The 17,397-nt window shown below is 41.0% G+C and carries 20 protein-coding genes and 1 tRNA gene; 17 read left to right on the forward strand and 4 right to left on the reverse strand.

Annotation, left to right across the window (positions count from 1 at the left end; translation table 11 throughout):
* Nucleotides 1-106: 106 nt before the first annotated feature.
* A complete protein-coding gene (locus ABU615_RS01470; RefSeq protein ID WP_370389061.1) occupies nt 107-1,405 on the reverse strand; it encodes an AAA family ATPase in 1,299 nt (432 codons plus the stop codon).
* 453 nt (nt 1,406-1,858) lie between these two features.
* On the opposite strand from ABU615_RS01470, the gene ABU615_RS01475 reads away from it, so the two are divergent.
* Nucleotides 1,859-2,032 carry a hypothetical protein gene (locus tag ABU615_RS01475; protein WP_370389062.1) on the forward strand — a complete coding sequence of 58 codons (174 nt, stop codon included), beginning with the start codon at nt 1,859-1,861 and terminating at the stop codon, nt 2,030-2,032.
* A 290-nt stretch (nt 2,033-2,322) separates the two neighbouring features.
* Here ABU615_RS01475 and ABU615_RS01480 read toward each other — a convergent pair whose 3' ends face one another.
* Nucleotides 2,323-2,556 carry a hypothetical protein gene (locus ABU615_RS01480; protein WP_267390327.1) on the reverse strand — a complete coding sequence of 78 codons (234 nt, stop codon included), beginning with the start codon at nt 2,554-2,556 and terminating at the stop codon, nt 2,323-2,325.
* A gap of 104 nt (nt 2,557-2,660) precedes the next feature.
* Between ABU615_RS01480 and ABU615_RS01485 the strand changes: the two genes are divergently transcribed.
* The 3 genes from ABU615_RS01485 to ABU615_RS01495 all read left to right on the forward strand — a co-directional run bounded on the left by ABU615_RS01485 (nt 2,661) and on the right by ABU615_RS01495 (nt 6,045).
* Nucleotides 2,661-3,377 (forward strand): helix-turn-helix transcriptional regulator, encoded by a 717-nt coding sequence (locus tag ABU615_RS01485; RefSeq protein ID WP_267390328.1) that lies wholly within the window; start codon nt 2,661-2,663, stop codon nt 3,375-3,377.
* 116 nt (nt 3,378-3,493) lie between these two features.
* Nucleotides 3,494-4,534, forward strand: coding sequence for a nucleoid-associated protein (locus ABU615_RS01490; RefSeq protein WP_370389063.1), 1,041 nt, complete (start codon nt 3,494-3,496; stop codon nt 4,532-4,534).
* Nucleotides 4,535-4,578: 44 nt separating this feature from the next.
* On the forward strand, nt 4,579-6,045 hold the full coding sequence (locus ABU615_RS01495) for a hypothetical protein (RefSeq protein ID WP_367488220.1): 1,467 nt from the start codon (nt 4,579-4,581) through the stop codon (nt 6,043-6,045).
* 402 nt (nt 6,046-6,447) lie between these two features.
* On the opposite strand, the gene ABU615_RS01500 is transcribed toward ABU615_RS01495, so the two are convergent.
* On the reverse strand, nt 6,448-6,936 hold the full coding sequence (locus ABU615_RS01500; protein ID WP_367488218.1) for a hypothetical protein: 489 nt from the start codon (nt 6,934-6,936) through the stop codon (nt 6,448-6,450).
* A 113-nt stretch (nt 6,937-7,049) separates the two neighbouring features.
* Here ABU615_RS01500 and ABU615_RS01505 point away from each other — a divergent pair, with 113 nt between their 5' ends.
* From ABU615_RS01505 to ABU615_RS01565, 13 genes are all read left to right on the forward strand, one after another.
* Nucleotides 7,050-7,523, forward strand: coding sequence for a single-stranded DNA-binding protein (locus ABU615_RS01505; protein WP_367488214.1), 474 nt, complete (start codon nt 7,050-7,052; stop codon nt 7,521-7,523).
* Between the two features lie 115 nt (nt 7,524-7,638).
* A complete protein-coding gene (locus ABU615_RS01510) occupies nt 7,639-7,854 on the forward strand; it encodes a hypothetical protein (RefSeq protein ID WP_367488212.1) in 216 nt (71 codons plus the stop codon).
* A complete protein-coding gene (locus ABU615_RS01515; protein ID WP_367488209.1) occupies nt 7,851-8,201 on the forward strand; it encodes a hypothetical protein in 351 nt (116 codons plus the stop codon). The genes ABU615_RS01510 and ABU615_RS01515 overlap by 4 nt, the downstream gene beginning before the upstream one ends.
* 21 nt (nt 8,202-8,222) lie before the next feature.
* On the forward strand, nt 8,223-8,600 hold the full coding sequence (locus ABU615_RS01520) for a hypothetical protein (RefSeq protein WP_370389064.1): 378 nt from the start codon (nt 8,223-8,225) through the stop codon (nt 8,598-8,600).
* 71 nt (nt 8,601-8,671) lie between these two features.
* On the forward strand, nt 8,672-9,814 hold the full coding sequence (locus tag ABU615_RS01525; RefSeq protein ID WP_370389065.1) for a DUF2800 domain-containing protein: 1,143 nt from the start codon (nt 8,672-8,674) through the stop codon (nt 9,812-9,814).
* A gap of 21 nt (nt 9,815-9,835) precedes the next feature.
* Complete coding sequence (locus tag ABU615_RS01530) at nt 9,836-10,396, forward strand: DUF2815 family protein (protein ID WP_370389066.1); 561 nt, start codon at nt 9,836-9,838, stop codon at nt 10,394-10,396.
* A gap of 537 nt (nt 10,397-10,933) precedes the next feature.
* On the forward strand, nt 10,934-12,886 hold the full coding sequence (locus ABU615_RS01535; protein ID WP_370389067.1) for a DNA polymerase: 1,953 nt from the start codon (nt 10,934-10,936) through the stop codon (nt 12,884-12,886).
* A gap of 6 nt (nt 12,887-12,892) precedes the next feature.
* On the forward strand, nt 12,893-13,156 hold the full coding sequence (locus ABU615_RS01540; RefSeq protein WP_267390340.1) for a VRR-NUC domain-containing protein: 264 nt from the start codon (nt 12,893-12,895) through the stop codon (nt 13,154-13,156).
* The gene (locus ABU615_RS01545; RefSeq protein WP_367488189.1) at nt 13,153-14,523 is read left to right on the forward strand and encodes an SNF2-related protein; all 1,371 of its coding nucleotides are present in this window, start codon (nt 13,153-13,155) and stop codon (nt 14,521-14,523) included. The genes ABU615_RS01540 and ABU615_RS01545 overlap by 4 nt, the downstream gene beginning before the upstream one ends.
* A 600-nt stretch (nt 14,524-15,123) precedes the next feature.
* Nucleotides 15,124-15,537, forward strand: a complete 414-nt coding sequence (locus ABU615_RS01550) for a hypothetical protein (protein WP_370389068.1) — start codon at nt 15,124-15,126, stop codon at nt 15,535-15,537.
* A gap of 78 nt (nt 15,538-15,615) precedes the next feature.
* The gene (locus ABU615_RS01555) at nt 15,616-15,969 is read left to right on the forward strand and encodes a hypothetical protein (protein WP_367488186.1); all 354 of its coding nucleotides are present in this window, start codon (nt 15,616-15,618) and stop codon (nt 15,967-15,969) included.
* 27 nt (nt 15,970-15,996) lie between these two features.
* Entirely contained in the window at nt 15,997-16,323 is a 327-nt protein-coding gene (locus ABU615_RS01560) for an excisionase family DNA-binding protein (protein ID WP_370389069.1), read from the forward strand.
* The gene (locus ABU615_RS01565) at nt 16,239-17,306 is read left to right on the forward strand and encodes a tyrosine-type recombinase/integrase (RefSeq protein WP_370389334.1); all 1,068 of its coding nucleotides are present in this window, start codon (nt 16,239-16,241) and stop codon (nt 17,304-17,306) included. Before ABU615_RS01560 ends, ABU615_RS01565 begins: the two co-directional genes overlap by 85 nt.
* Nucleotides 17,307-17,313: 7 nt before the next feature.
* Here the strand turns inward: ABU615_RS01565 and ABU615_RS01570 are convergent.
* Nucleotides 17,314-17,389: transfer RNA gene (locus tag ABU615_RS01570), tRNA-Lys, on the reverse strand.
* Between the last annotated feature and the right edge of the window lie 8 nt (nt 17,390-17,397).

The following is a 17,397-nucleotide window of genomic DNA, read 5'->3' on the forward strand; positions in this document are numbered from 1 at the left end:
TTCTGCATACCGTAGCTCTGCCACCGTCATACACAATAAGCCATAGCCATATAACCTTTATTGCTACAAACCGGGAATGCTCACTGCCATTCGCATCAACAAGGCTTTATAGGATTTCCAAACATCCATTCTCTTCAAAGTAAGGGGCGTCATCCCCCGTACATAAAGCTTTTAAAGCGCGTCGTATGTGTTGCTTGCGCGTATCTCGCTTACCCGCAGGCGCCTCTGTGCGCGCCAAACACTCCGCGATCACCGCTTCGACTTCGATACCCGCAGATTGAGCCAGACCAAACTCGTTAACAACGGAGATAACGGTGCTTGTCCATTTCCCAGTACTGGCGCCCTTATTCGCTTTAGCAGTGCCATTAAGATCGGCAGGAATGCCGGCCTCAACAACAACGCAGGATGTGATAATGTCTGCATCCTCATCCAGCCCCAAAGGTACAACCTCTAGCTCAAAACCAAACTCTCCATGATCGTCACCGTCTTTCTGTTTGGTAACGCGGGTAACCCGTCCTGACTCGGTCCTAATTACCTCAAGCTCCATATCTGCAGCGGCACGTAAGCCAGACCAGCCGCGAGCACCTTTACTTGTGTCTTTGCCACTATGGTGAACAAGTAGCACCATCGCACCTAAGGCACGATTAAGCCCACGAAAATGGGCTAAAGCTTTACCTACATCTTCACCCGCGTTTTCATTCGCGCCTGGCGTTACCTGCGCAAACGTATCAATAACCACTAAATCCGCGCCACCCCAAGCTATAATGGCCTTGGCCACATCCAGCGCATCCACTTTCATGAGAAAGTTAGGGGCAACAGGGATTACTCCAAAAGGGACACCAGCTAGACTTATCTTATGATGCAGCTCGTAAGCCTTCAGACGCTTACGAAATCCGCTACTACCTTCGGCTGCTAAATAAACAACCCTGCTAGGCCTAACTTTGTGCCCCCGCCAGCTTTTGCCGCGTGCGAGGGATAGGGCCATATCCGATACAAAAAAGGATTTACCGGAGCCAGATTCACCAAACACAACCCCCAAATCTGCTTTAGGCAAAACACCTTTAATTAACCATGGCGTCGGGCTACAGTCTGCAAAGTTTTCAGCGTCAACAACAGCGAATCGAGCATCTGCGCTGTCATCCTCTTCCTTGATACACTCAAATTCACTGGCTGACGCTATGTCAGGGTCAACATGTACACCCGATTCTTTAGCCAGTTTTAAAAGCAATCTGGCCGTTACAGGGGCGCCTTTGTTGTTGCCGAAACTTGTCCAGTGATGCAACAATTCCTCACTGCCCGGATAATTATCTGCTTGGCTTGACCACTCATCCCACAGGTGGAATCCTTCCGCCTCAGTTTCATGATGCAGGGCCATACCGACATTGATCCATTCCGGGTACGGCATACTAGGGTCAAGCGCCTGTAAAATCTCTTCAAGCTGGTTCTCGCTTAAGCCAACAACAGGTTCAACCGCCATTAAAGGTTCATCGGATTGCTCTGTTCGACGTTGCTTAAAACGAATATCGCAATACTCAATAACATCCTTGCTGACCGGCGCGATTTGCGCATCGGAGCCTATAAGGGCACATAAGGGCAACACGTCTTGCGTCACCGTTACAAAGCCTGAAGTGGAAAACACTTCAAAACCGAAATCACCGGTAAGATCTTTAGCGTTGCCTATATTCCCTTGAAAAAAAGCACGTACGCCCTTTTTACTAGGAGAAAACTCCGCATATGTTCCTGAGACCAGTTCTTCGACTTTAGGATTAATACCGCCATCGGCATCAACACAATTGTCAAAATCTAAGGCAACGATGTCACAGTTAGGCGTCAGTGCAAAACCGATACCCGCAGCTTTATGCCGCTTACACGAAGCAACAGCTTCCTCAAAGCTAGCCAGCTGATTCATATCAGCCTGACAACCTTGACGCCCTCTACGACGACGTCCGGAAACGTAGTAAGGTATCTTGCGGGGTTTGCCGCCCTCAACCTTGTGATATTTCCAGATAAGCCATTGGCGTTTGGCTCTTAATAATTTAGGTAGCTGTTGCATTCTGTTTCTTTCAGCTCATAGAGCAGTACACCATTAGTCGCCAAACCCCCAGACCTGTTCTGGGCTGGTGCACTGCTCTATGAGCACAGGTAACCGCGTTTGGCAGGCGGTAAAATAAGGGAAACTTATCTAGTTACTGCGCTCAAGTGTAAAAAGAATTGGTCAATAGCAAAGTTAAGTGCAATGCTCTTGAGAGTTATGAAAGTTTTTTTCAAAAATACTCATTCGCTTTAATCAACTGCCTATAAGAAAGAAATATTTGGCCTGAATTATTGGTTGTCTTCTTCACTGCTTCCGTTTAACACTAGCCAGCGTATTTCTGGGCGACAATTAAACTGATTGTTTTGTTTAAATAATTCAGGATTATCTAATTTAACTTGAGCTGGAATGCCTCTAACTGTCCAGTTCCAGACTCGCTGTGGTCCTTTTTTTTTTGAGTAACCTAATAAATCAGATACTTTGGTAGGCCCGCCTAATAAAAAAATTATTTGTTTATCATCCATTTTGTTTTCCCAGAGGGCGTATTTCTATAATTAAACACTATGTTTAATTAAAAGTCAAACATTGTGTTTAACAACAAAATGTTTAAATATTAGAAAATACACACATGGAAAATACAACTGCACGGCTCTATCAGGCGGCTAAAGAATTAAAAGGCCTGACAAATCCTTCACAAATCGCAAGGGCATTCAACACGTCACCTCAGACTGTAAAAAACTGGGAGTCACGCGGGATGTCAAAAGAAGGATTACTAAAGGCCCAGCAAATTATTGGTGTTTCGGCTCTCTGGCTGGAAACAGGGGAAGGCAATATGCAATTAGTAAGTGATGCTACTAAATTAAATTTAGAATCTTTTAATAATGAAAACAAAGATGAATCAACTAATGAGGACTTCATTACTATTGATCAATTTGATATTGAGGTTTCTTGTGGTCCAGGTATTAACAATGCAAACTATCCGGATTTTATCCGCAGTATAAATATTCCAAAAAATGAATTCTTAGAATGGTTCGGGCGAAGTAAAGCAATGCCTGGAATTCAGTTGGTGACGATAAAAGGCGACAGTATGGAACCAACGCTGCCAAACAGAGCCATAGCGTTCGTGGATAGTAATATAAATGAATTTCAAGGTGATGGAATTTATGCTTTCGTTTTAGATGGTGAGGCTTATATTAAGCGGCTGCAAAGGGTTCCCGGGAAAATCATTGCAATTTCAGATAACACTGTTTATGAGCCATTCTATATAACCCCAGAAATGGAAGAACGAATGCGTATTGCAGCTAAATTTATTCGTGTACTTCCATTCAATATGCGTGAGCTATAAGGTTATAAATTTTTTGGCAGACTGTTCTTACCAGTTATCTAATAAACATTAATTCATAACAAGAATTTCAGATTTAATAATTTTTATTATAAATTTTAAGTATAAAAGGAGTTATTATGGATATAAAATTAATTAATGTTTCGATACATGATATTGATATTGAAAATAACAACGTACAAAGACGTATTATTGATGGCCAAATCATTAAAGAAGAAGGTTTATTATTCTATACAAAAAAAGTAATAACAGATATATATACCCCACCTGATCGCCAATCTAACATCAGAGGTCAATATTATAAATTTAGCAATGAAGATGAATTAGTTCCTCATTATTTAAAATTAATTAATCAAGACCCTAATGTTTGGGAAGAATTGACCGAAAAAATCGCAGTGAAATTATTTTCAATTGAAGTCATGGTGAATGATAAAGTTGTGAACTTAAAAGGACTCAGAAAAGGAAGTCTACTACAAGCTCATTTTACTTATAATAATGAGCCAAAAATTGCCCTTATAAAAATTGATACTAATCAGTTTTTGAGTGAAGTCTTAGATATTCAAGCTGGTTTACCGATTAATACCAGAGTACAAAAAGTAGCTATTACAACCTTTAACAGTTCAAACGCAATAACTTCATTATTACTTTCAGACACCAATTCAAAAATTACAGAGTACTGGCGATATACATTTCTTCAGTCAGAACCTGTGAATAAAAATAAACAAAATACAAAGAATGCTTTTGTAGCCATCGATAATTTTTTAAAAAAGAAAATAAAACCTATATCTAAACAAGATTATTACTTCCTACGCAATAAAGTAATTTTAGATTTTAGAAAAGATTCATTTGAATTTAATAATTTGGTATCTGATTTACAAAATTATGAACCAGTCAGCAATGAATTAGGTTTAGAATTTAACAGTCTATTATTAAATTTTCAGGAACTACCAAAAAGCGCAAAGTCATTTGATACACAATTTGATATTGACACTACAGAAGTTAAAGCTAAACTTCAAAACAAGATGGTTATTGATGATAATTTCGATTTAATAATAAAAGGAGATATAGATAATTTAAGAACTGTTTTGGGGGTGGGCGATGATGCTGGTGGTAGATATGTTAAAATTTATTCTGAAGTTGGGTATAGTCTATTAAAGTAAAGACGGATTTAAAATATAATGATACAAAATGATTATTATATGAAATGAATAGTTTTGTAGAGCGGTTATTATCAGCAATCGGTGAAACTATAATTAATTCTGCTAGCCATAATTTTAGATGGTGCAGAATTGAAGGAATTGTTACGTCTTTAAATAACAATATATTTTTAGACGTGTACCAAGTTATTTCTTTAACAATTGATAAAGGATTTATATTAGAAATTGGGTTAGGAGAAGATGGTAGCACTAGATTAACAAATAATATGCCCAAAGAAGACCTAGAAATACAAATACGAGATTTATTAGAAGAACATGATCAAGAAACACCACTATCATCAGATTTTAAATTCAATATATCTATTAATTCGAATGAGTCAAATATAAACATTTTTTCATGGGAATGGTTTCACACCTATCTAAATGGAACTCCTCTTGACAAAGCATTGAAAGAATGGTCCACACTTATTAAAAATAATTTTTCCGCAACCATAAATGTTTGGGACCAAAAATTTAATATTGAAAATGATTTTTTCTCTTTTATTCACTATAGTGAAACCGGTATAGATAACAAAAAAGCTATAGACCAGATTAAGATTGAAAATAGGGACAAAATTAGTCATTTTGTCAATGCGTGTGATATCACACTTATTCCAGATTCCTTTAATTTTGCTATTAATGATTGCCCATTAGCCGCTTATTTTAATAATTTAAGGAATGTTTTATCTTTAGTTTTTCTAAGTGATTATTCAAGAATTAAAGATAATGAAGTAGATTATTGCATAAAAGGTTATAAAACAATAAATGGAAAGCTAAGCGAACAATTAAGCTTTGATGTCGGAAATGAATTATGGTCTATGTACAAATGGGCTTATGAGGGAGGTTCTTTCATAGATAAAATTGGCATACTTAGAAACGTCATCCCGATTCATATGCAGCAAGAGAATATCAATACACTTGAATCAGGAACTTTATTATCTGCTCAATCTGGTTATGATCTATACTTAAAAGATAATGTTAAACAGTATATTGAAATAAAAAATAAAATATCTGATATGCTTCTTTCACAATCAGAAAAAGCTGGTCAAATCACCAAGGATATGTTCAATATCTTAAAATCAAATCTCTGGACAATTTTGAGTTTCTTTGCAACAGCAATTTTAGTTAAAAGTTTCGATAAATCAAATGAAAGCTATCATTATACTGTGATAGTAGTGGGTGTATTTTTAATTGTACTATCACTAATCTTTTTAAAATTTGCATTATCAGAAGTACATGATGAAAAACAGAGGCTAAGCAAACGATATTTAGAAATTGAAAATAGGTACAAAGACCTCTTAAATATTAATGATATTAAGAAAATTATTGGTTCTTCTAATTTAGATGGTTTAACGCCAGAAAAAAAGGAATTAGAATATATTGAAAAAAAAGTAAGGAAATATACGTTGCTTTGGATTTCTTGCTTAGCATTCTTGATCATCATTTTAGCTTGTATATACAAAGACATATTATAAATTGTACTTCTCTTATAATAACCACAACATCGGTTGTGGCTTTTTTATTGCTTACTGATCCCTACTCAAAAATTATTATGCTTTTATTTCAATAAATTAATACCTTTTTAAACAAAAATTAAACAAATTGTTTGCATTTAATTTAAACGTGGTGTTTAATACGTCCATCAAACAAACACCGACACCGATGACTCCAACATGAAAAAGAGTTGGAGAAACACCAGCAAATAGAAATACAGGCTAGGTTGCCGTGCTGGCATAAGTTGATAGCAAAATGTATTGTTTATTGTTCTTTTGATAGTAAGTTTAAAAATCGCAGCGTATTTGTTATGAGCAAGTGCGCTTTAGTTTTTAAACTTAAAAAGCCAGCTATAGAGCTGGCTTTAATGTATAGAATTAATGCTACATATTTTGAAGATACTGCATAAGCATCACCCCAGCAGTTTTAGCATTAGATAAGGTTAAATCTATGCAGCGAGTAAGAATATGCTCCGCTCCTTTTTCTTTTAATTCAGCCAGTAATTTTTCTTTATCTTCTTCCTTTAGATTCGAAGATTTAATAATTGAATCTAAATGCTGAAAAGTATTGCTGTGTAATTTAACAGTAACTCCACTAATTTTGTATCCAAGCTTATCGCCGGCGGCATTCTCATATCCCTCTGCGGTAAGCATTAATCTATCGGGGTCTATATAAAAGCCATCATTGGTTTCATATACTGCCCTAGGGTCCATCATTCCTCTTGCAATTAAAAATTGCATAGCGGCAAATAATTCCTCCTCATCATATTTATCGTACAAGGTATCCAATTCAGATTCCGGTAACGGTCGCATGGGGTATTTGACTAGTGTAGACAACATATCGCTTTTCACCTCTTCAAAAAGATTACTCATAAGTACCTCTATTTGCTAGCTTGTTTTTGGGAACTACATTCTAGCACTTGCACAATGGCAGTGAGTGCCAAACCACCTGCCCCACCAAGATAAATTAACGGAAAGGAGATTTTATGTCAGTCAATAAGGTCATTTTGATTGGCCGTTTGGGCCAAGTACCTGAAACACGACGTACGGGTACAGGAGATGCTGTAACTAATTTTTCTCTTGCTACTGATGAACAATGGAAAGATAAAAACGGGCAAAAGCAGACTCGTACCGAATGGCACAACATTACGATGTTTGGTAAGTTAGGTGAGATTGCCAGTCAGTATCTGCGTAAGGGTGATCAGGTTTTTATTGAAGGGCAGATACGAAGTTCTAAATACAGTACTAAAGATGGGGTTGAGCGAACAGCATATAACATTATTGCTGCTGAAATGAGGATGTTAGGCGGGCGCAATACCGGTACGTCAGATAGCAAAAGCGGTAAAGAGAGTGATAATACACTTGTTACCTCTTCAGAAAACGCTAAAAAGTCTGCTAAGCAGCAACATCAACCTAATCCACCTGCAGTTGATGATATAGATGATGATATCCCATTCTAAAATACTAAATCTATCAGCAAATAAACGCGAGATATTTAATGTACAGATAGAAAATTACGCCTTGTAAGAATAGCTAGGGTACAGGGCGCCCTTATCAAGAATGAGGGAGTTAAAGATGCGTAAGTTGATGACCACCATATTGGTGGCATTTTTTATGGCCGCTGTTCTCTCTATAAAGCCGTACCCACCTAAAAAAGCGAGGTGTACGGACCTTTGCTTAATGGAAGCTAAAGAGAATGCGGCAGGCAGAGAAGTCAAACGAATGAGGGAAATTATGGACAGCAAGGATTATGACCCTATGAATGCTGCAGTACTGGAGCCAGAGAAATGAATACTAGTAAAACTCCGTATAGCCACCTGACCGACGAAGAACTTCTAAGTTATGCAAGTCAAGTATCTAACAGCCTTACCGAGTCGTATCTGGAAGCAGAGTTGCGTAAAAGGCTGGAAGAAAGGATGGAATACGTTAATCCTGATGACTATAAAGAAATGCTTTATGACGATCTAGGTGTGTCCGAAGAAGAAATTGTAGAACTGGTTGAAGCTTGTAAGGGAGATCTGCAAGGTGCTGTATCTGTACTAGAAACGCTGCAAAAGTACGGGTACGAAGACAGCGAAGAATTACAAGCGTGTCTGGATTTTATAGTTCAGGCACGCAGTTTTTTTAATGGTAAGTAGGAAAAACAAGGAGCAGGAAAAATGACACTTGAAGCAAAGATCGACCGCACTAACGATTTATTAGCAAAAATCATGGATGTTCTTATCTCAAATAACGCTACACCCGCTAAAGGGAGTTCTAAAGAAGATATTAAAGAACCCACCCCTGTAGCAGAAAGCAAGTCAGATGAGGCTGAAACCTCTAAAAAGACACCAGCAGCTAAACCTGAAGCTAATGTAACCGATGGAAACATCGCTTCTATTGAAGAGGCTAAAAGTGCATTTGTTGAACTGCTAAAAATCAAAGGTAAAAAGGAAGGAGTTGAGATTCTGCAAACCCTAGGGGTAAGCAAGTTACCTGATCTTAACCCCTCTCAGTATGGGGAACTTGTTCGGCTATGTAGGATCGCAATGGAGTAAGGAACATGCAACATGCAAGATTATCACCTTCATTTTCACACAGATGGATCAGGTGTCCGGGAAGCGTAGTCATGGAATCTAGTTACCCTGATGTTACTTCAGAGTATGCCGCTGAAGGTACTGTTGCACATGAAGTAGCCGCATATTGTTTGAACACGGGCGCTGATGCATCTACTTGCATTGGGCAACGTAAGGAAATCGCCGGAACGGAGTTCGTTGTTGATGACGACATGGCCAGACACGTACAAACATATATTGATTATGTTCGCGCTCTCGGGGGTCAATTGTTTGTAGAGCAAGCACTTCCAATCTCCGATATCACGGGGGAAGACAATGCTTTTGGTACCGCTGATGCAGTTGTATTGCTCGATGATGAATTGGTAATTGTAGATTTGAAGTATGGGCGTGGTGTAAAAGTTGATGCCAACCGTAATGAACAGCTTTGCCTGTACGCAGCCGCGGCGTTAGAAGAATATGCGCTGATTAATGAGTTTAAGCGAGTGCGATTGGTAATTGTGCAACCACGACTCAATAATATCAGTGAATTCGATTGTGATGCACGAGGTCCAAAGAGTATCGAAAACTTCGTTGATCGCGCACGCGTTGCAGGAGGTAGAGCTCTTACCTGTTTGCAGAAAGGTACATCTTCTGATGATTTAAATCCGGGCGAGCCTCAATGCCATTTTTGTAAAGCAAAGGCGGATTGCCCTGCAGCAGCTCAGAAGGTTATGGAGATGCTGACAGAGGGTTCTGTTGACCTTGATCAGCCGGTATTGCCTCAGATTGAGCAAGCGCCCATACCCAAGGATGATAACGCCCTACTTGCCCGCAAACTGGCTGCGCTGGATTTTATCGAATCGTGGTGTACTGCGATACGTAAAACGGCTGCATCTAAAATGAATGCTGGAGAAAGGATACCGGGCTTTAAGCTGGTTGAAGGACGACGCGGGGCTAAATCTTGGCGGGATGAGGAGACAGCGGAAGCAGTTCTTAAATCCATGCGCCTCAAAAAAGATGAGATGTATGTTTGGAAGCTCATCTCACCATCGGCACTTGAAAAGCTGTGCAAGGCAGGTACGGTTAGCCCGCGTCAATGGAATAAAGTGGCAGAACTCATTACACAAAAGCCCGGCTCTCTGGCTATCGCTCCAGAATCAGATAAACGCCCTGCTCTCGTCATGGACGTGGCTGCAGATTTTGAAGCTTTAGTTTAACTTATATAAGGAATCATTATTATGAAATGTATTTTAAAAGGCGTACGTTTATCTTTCCCCAATCTTTTTCAAGCCAGTAGTGTTAATGGTAGCGAGCCAAGGTTTGCCGCCAATTTTCTGATGGAGCCTAACAGCGAAAATGCTAAGGCGGTCAACACCGCCGTAGCACAAGCAGCTAAAGATAAATGGGGGGCTAAGGCGGAGCTGGAATTAAAAAAACTAAGCGCTTCGGATCGTACCTGTTTACACGATGGAAATTTAAAAGATTATGATGGTTACGAGGGTAATTTGTATCTAAGTGCCAGTAATTCAGTTAAGCCGTTGGTGTTGGATAAAGATGCGAAAACGCATTTAGATTCTTCAGACGGTCGACCATATGCAGGTTGCTACGTTAATGCCATTGTAGACATTTGGGTGCAGGATAATAATTTTGGTAAAAGGATCAATGCCAGTCTGCGTGGCGTGCAGTTTGTCAAAGATGGTGATGCCTTTAGCGGTGGCGGAGCGGCCACAGAAGATGAGTTTGCCGATTTAGCAGTACCGGATAGCGACGCTGATGAAGATTTCAGTGATCTGATTTAGTCCTATCAAAGCATCAATTATTGAAACAACCAGCTTTTAGCTGGATTTTTTTTATGAATAGTGTTTAGCAAAAGCATTTAATAAATGAACTCGCCGCCCTTTTTTCAAGGGCGGTTTTACTATTCGGTTTATGTGGTGTTGCAGCATGTTTTGCTATTTGTCTTTAAGGACAAGGGTAAATAGCACAAGATGGATTGTATTGAAAAAGGGAATAATATGATTAAGATACAAATGACTGCGCTTATCGCAGTCTTTTTTATGTGCACGTATTTAGTTTTCTTCTTTGTTTTGATTAAACAGATGTGACGTAGGCATATGTTTGAACAACTGCGTGAATCGAAGTGTCTGAAAAATTCAAAAATTAAAAGCACAAATGACCAAACCTTAATTGCAGATTACTAAATAGACGCCAGCAAAATGCTGGCATTTTTATAGAGGTTTGAAATGCCTAAATTATATATCGACCTTGAAACCTTCAGCGAGGTTAATTTACTTACCTGCGGGACGCATGTTTATGCGTCAAATTCGGAGATATTGTTGATAGCGTATGCCATCGGCGATGCTCCGGCTAAAGTCATTATCGGTGGGCAGTTTAATGAAGAGTTACTGCAGGTGTGGAACGACCCAGATTACTACGTGGTTGCGCATAACAGCCATTTTGACCGTACCGTACTGGCTGCGCACGGTTATACATTACCGATTGAGCGATGGTATGACACTATGGTTAAAGCGTTTGCACACTCACTACCCGGCCGGCTGGGGGTACTTAGTGAGGTTTTTAGGTTACCCTCGGATAAAGCCAAGGATAAGGAGGGGCGGAGGTTGATTTTGTTGTTCTGCAAACCTCGGCCGAAAAGCTCTAAATTACGGCGCGCGAGTCAACACACCCACCCTGAAGAGTGGCAGCGTTTTGTTGAGTATGCGCGCTTAGACGTTGAAGCCATGCGCGAGATAGATAAACTAACCCCAAAATGGAATTACTTAAGTAGCGAACTGGCGCTGTGGCACCTAGATCAACGTATTAATGATCGCGGTGTGTGTATCGATACAGAGCTGGTTTGTAATGCGATTAAGGCTATTGACCTCGCGCAGAAAGTCCTGGCAAGTAAAACATCAAAGGCAACTAACGGCGATGTAGTATCGGCAAATAAGCGTGATGCTTTACTAAAGTACATACTGGAAGCATACGGTATTGAGCTGCCGGATATGCAGAAATCTACGTTAGAAAGACGGCTGAATGATCCTGATTTGCCTGAAGCTGTTAAGGAGTTATTGCTATTACGTCTTAATACAGCTACGACAAGTACTGCCAAATATAAAACACTGTTCAGGTCAACTAGTGCCGATGGAAGACTGCGGGGCACGCTGCAGTTTGATGGTGCTACACGCACAGGGCGTTGGGCGGGCCGAATGTTTCAACCGCAGAATCTGCCCCGTCCTACTTTAAAGCAGGATGATATCAATTTAGGCATAACAGCGCTTAAAGCTGGCGGCGCGGAGCTTGTTTATGACGATATTATGGAGTTAACGTCATCAGCAATCAGAGGTTGTATCGTGGCCCCTGCAGGTAGCAAGCTGGTGATTGCTGACCTTTCTAATATTGAAGGTCGTGTTCTGGCATGGCTGGCTGGGGAGGAATGGAAGCTGGAGGCGTTTCGTGATTATGACAGGGGTACAGGGCATGACCTGTATAAGCTGGCTTATGCCAAAGCTTTTAATATACGTCCAGAAGACGTTAATAAATCACAACGTCAGATTGGTAAAGTTATGGAACTGGGGCTCGGATATGAAGGTGGTGTGGGTGCGTTCCTTACGTTCGCGGCCAATTACGGTATTGATCTGGAAGCCATGGCAGAACAGGCCGTAATTCCTGACGAGATATGGCAGGAAGCGCAGCGCGCTTGGGATTGGTTTGTTGAGCAAAAGCGGCCTACTTTCGGGCTGTCTAACACCGTATGGTGCGTTTGTGATTCGTTTAAGCGTACATGGCGTCAGGCACATATTAAGGTGTCTACATTCTGGAAAGACCTTGAGCGTGCCGCTGTCAAGGTCATAAGCACAGGGCGAACAATGCAGTGCAGAAGGCTAACGCTGGACAGACAAGGCGCATGGTTGCGCATTCGCCTGCCTTCAGGACGGTTTGTTTGCTACCCCGCCGCATGTGTAAATGATGAAGATAAATTGTCTTATATGGGTATAGACCAGTATAAGAAAAAATGGACACGTATCAAGACTTACGGCGGCAAGCTCGTAGAGAACGTAACGCAGGCCGTTGCCCGCGATATCTTGGCGGACTCCATGCCTAAAATTGAGGCAGCGGGATATAGGATAGTGCTGACCGTGCATGATGAAATTATCAGTGAAGCACCGGATAACGGTGCTTTTTCACACGAAGCGCTCGCTTCGCTTATGGCTACAAATCCTTCATGGGCACAAGGATTACCCCTTGCTGCCGCCGGATTTGAAGACTACCGCTATAGAAAGGATTAACAAGGTATGAGGGAATCCGTAATCGAAAAAGCCCTTGTTAAGGCGGTAAAAGCGGCGGGAGGCTACTGCCGGAAGGTACAGTTTATCGGGCATCGGGGAGCGCCAGACCGCTTGATTATGCTGCCGGGTAGATTGATATGGGTCGAACTTAAAGCCCCGGGAGAGCGCGCTAAACCCCATCAGGTGCGAGAGCACCAGCGCTTATCAGAAGCAGGTCAGACGGTACTAGTGATAGATGACCTGAATAAGATTAAGGAGATATTCGGATGAGAGATTTCACTCCGCGGGCGTATCAGGAACTTATTATTAAATGCATTTATGAAAAGCCCCGCACTGCAATTTGGGCTGGCATGGGCATGGGTAAAACAGTGTCTACACTAACTGCACTAGATGGCTTAAGCCTTCTATCAAGCCATCCGAAATTGGTGTTGGCTCCTCTGCGCGTTGCCGCCAGTACGTGGCCAGATGAGGCACGAAAATGGGGGCACATAACATCCGAAGTGGTACCTATAGTAGGTGACGCCAAACAGCGGCGCGCAGCTTTGTTACAGGATGCAGAAATATACACTATCAATTACGAAAACATTCCATGGTTGATTGAAGAGCTGGGTAACCGCTGGCCGTTCGATACAGTGGTGGCAGACGAGTCCACCAAGCTCAAATCATATCGCAGTCGTCAAGGAGGTAAGCGCGCTCGCTCATTGGCACAAGTTGCATTCCTGAGCGAACGTTTCATTGAACTTACAGGCACACCTTCGCCCAACGGTATACTTGACCTTTGGGGGCAATTATATTTTCTGGATAAAGGGTTGCGTCTTGGGCGCAGCTACACTGCATTTGTAAATCGATGGTTTCGCCCAGTGCGAGTTGGAAACAGCCCTTTTGCGGTCAGGCAAGAGTTGCTTCCCGGCGCGCAGGAAGAAATCCATGATCGTTTGAGGGATATATGTTTGACACTGGATGCGAAAGACTACTTTGACATCAAGGATCCTATAGTAACGAACGTCTGCATTACTTTACCGCACAATGCGCGCAAAATGTATCGTGATTTAGAGCGGGAAATGTTTCTGCAAATAGAAAACTGCACTATTGAAGCGGACAATGCCGCGGCAAAAACAATTAAGTGTCTGCAGTTGGCCAACGGGGCGATCTATAAGGATGACAGTAAAGACTGGGCAGAAGTGCACGATTTGAAATTGCAGGCGCTCGAATCTATTATTAATGAGGCTTCAGGAATGCCTGTATTAGTGGCCTATCACTTTAAAAGTGATTTGGCCAGAATCCAAAAAGCGTTTCCCCAAAGCCGAGTATTGGACCAAGACCCCCAAACGATCAGGGATTGGAACGCAGGCAAGATCCCTATTCTGCTGGCGCATCCTGCCAGCGCCGGCCACGGGCTCAACCTGCAGGACGGCGGGAACATATTAGTGTTTTTTAGCCATTGGTGGGATCTTGAACAGTACCAACAAATAGTTGAACGAATAGGGCCAACCCGACAGCTACAAGCCGGCCATGACCGCCCTGTTTTCATTTATCACATTATTGCTGCGGATACTGTAGATGAGCTGGTGGTAGAGAGACGAAATAGTAAGCGCAGTGTGCAGGATATGTTGCTTCAAGCAATGAAGCGAGGATAAAAAATGGTTAACAGCGATAACTATATAAGTAATATGCATATTTTACAGGAAAGTGGGCTTAATTATTCAAGCTCCGGTAAACACGGTGTATGCATCAGGACGTACATGGGTAACGTCATGTTTTATCCTACTCAAGATAAATACGTATACAAGAACAAGTCGTATTTTGGTGATGCTTCACGGGTAATTGATTTTGTGAAAGAAATACAGCAAGCGAATAGGCAGTAGTTTAAATATGCCTATCCTGTTATTAAAGCCAGCGGTTTAGCTGGCCTTTTGTTGGAGGTTGTATGAACAGCAGGAAAGACTCAAAAGAAATTGCGCAACAAAGACTAATGTTCGAAAAGCACCTAGCATCAATTAAATACAGCGTGCCTCTCAGATCAAGAGCTATGCGAGATTATCAAGATAATCTGCGTTATGAGTATCCTGAAACTCAGAGACTATGGGAAGTATGGCTTGCATGTGTAAAGGCTAATCAAAACATTTAGTTTATATTGATATTCAAACTTTGCCAGCTAAGTAGCTGGCTTTAATTTTTGGATTTAATCGCAGCGTATTACAGGTTTACAACATCCCAATTACTTCAATGAGAATAAAATGCCAGATATTTCAACACCCCTTCAAACGCCTCCTAAAGATGGTACAAAAGTGTATACACCTAACCCGCTAGACTCTAAAGGGTATTGCAGCCACATTTTCAAGGCTTCAGACAGTCGGCTAAATAAATTGCTAGCTAATGGTTTTTTATACACTAAAGCCAGAGATGCTAAGCATGTAGCAAATATTATAGGCGAGTTACTAGAACTTGATAGTCTCACCATTTTGCCCGGCTGGATAAGTATTGAAGAAAATGGTAACCCTGAATTATCAAAGGATTATATTGTGTATTGTAATGGTGAGGTATCTATTGATAGTTATAAACCGGGTAGAATCCATTGGGATTCATGGGATGATGATGAAGACCCAACCCATTATATTCCTTTCGATGGATACATCGAAAAACCGAAATAAACTATGCAATCCCACTTATACAAGCCCACCAACAGGTGGGCTTAAGCATTTGGGTTTTTAACCATTAAGGATTTAGGGATGATTAATCATATTAATTGGCATTCAGTAGAAAAAGATGGGTGGCCTACTAAAAAAGGCATCTACTTAATTGCGCGTGGTACCAATGAACTAGAGGATAGCTTGTGTATAGATTATTTATACTCTACCGACCCGCCAGAATGGTCGCTATGCACATTAGAAGAGATTACTCATTACATCCCGATAGACGATATATCCATGCCCAAAGCTAAAAATGGCGGCGCAGTAATGTTGGTGAACAGTAGATGCCGAAAATATTATTTTCAATGGTTACGCCAAAATTTGGGTGAAATGGGCAAAATTAATTTAATCCAACCCTCTTCTAACCAGCAGAATACAAACACAGCCAGCTAAATAGCTGGCTATTTTTGTGGATTAAAAATGGAAGAAACCTTTACATGCGAAACGGCCGCTGTGTATTGCAAATGCAATGCGCAAACGATTAGAGATGCTATACAGCGCGGCGAATTAAGAGCAGCCAAAATTGGTAGAGGCTATGTTATTAGAAGAACGCGCCTTGACGAATACATTAGCAATAAAGAAGAATTGACCGCGCAGGCGGTTCGGAATGATAGGAACCAAACATGTTGTTTAAGCACCCCAATGGCTTCTGGTATATTGATATCCAAACAGAAAGTGGAAAAAGAATTAGACGCTCGACTAAAACCAAAAATGAAAAACTTGCGGAGGAATATCACGACAAATTAAAGCATGAATTATGGCGACAAGAACGGCTAGGCGATAAGCCCAAGTATTTATGGGACGATGCTGCACTTAGATGGCTAGAAGAAAAGGAGGGAGTAAAAAAGAGTATTGACGCTGATATAAGTCGACTGAGGAATTTACAGCAACTACGTGGAGTATATTTACATGAAATAAACAGAAACATGATTATGTCGATAATCAAAGAGAAAGATTGTTCCAATAGCACTAAAAACAGGTATTTGTCGTTGATCAGAGCGATTTTAAATGCCTGCGTGCGTGAATGGGACATGTTAGATGAACAAGTTTATTTTAAGCAATTCAAGGAAGCCAAGAAGCGTGTTCGCTGGCTAAAGCCGGAAGAAGCGGCGAGGTTATTAAATTGCTTGCCGACCTATATGGCATTAATGGCAAAATTCAATTTAGCGACGGGTCTTAGGCAGCACAATATATTTAGTTTGAAATGGGATCAGATAGATTTTCTCAGACGAACGTGCCAGTACTATCCGGACGAGATGAAGTCGGGGGAGCCGTTTGATCTAGCATTGAACGACACTGCGATGGAGGTATTAGTACATCAAGTAGGCAAGCATCCGAAATATGTTTTTTTAAACACCAAACACAATCCTGTGTTAAAGCTGAATTACAAATTATGGTACAAGGCTTTAGACAAAGCGCAGATTAGTGACTTCCGCTGGCATGATTTGCGCCATACATGGGCTAGCTGGTTGGTACAGAACGGAGTATCGCTATATGAACTAAAAGAAATGGGAGGCTGGCAATCGTTAGAAATGGTGCAAAAGTACGCTCATCTGGACAATGAAAATTTGCACACGCAAGCAGCAAAGATTGACAACCTCATGACAGGTACATGTCAAAAAAATGTCAAAAAAATGTCAAAAAAATGTCAAAAAAATGTCAAAACCAGCAAACCAATGGATTATTCATTAACATCAAAAGGGCTGGATAAAGTATTGAATATAATGTAATAATCAGTGGTGGGTCGTCAGGGGATCGAACCCTGGACAAATGGATTAAGAGTCCACTGCTCTACCAACTGAGCTAACGACCCAACAGGGA

It is taken from the genome of Snodgrassella alvi (assembly GCF_040741455.2).
GTDB lineage: Bacteria > Pseudomonadota > Gammaproteobacteria > Burkholderiales > Neisseriaceae > Snodgrassella > Snodgrassella alvi_E.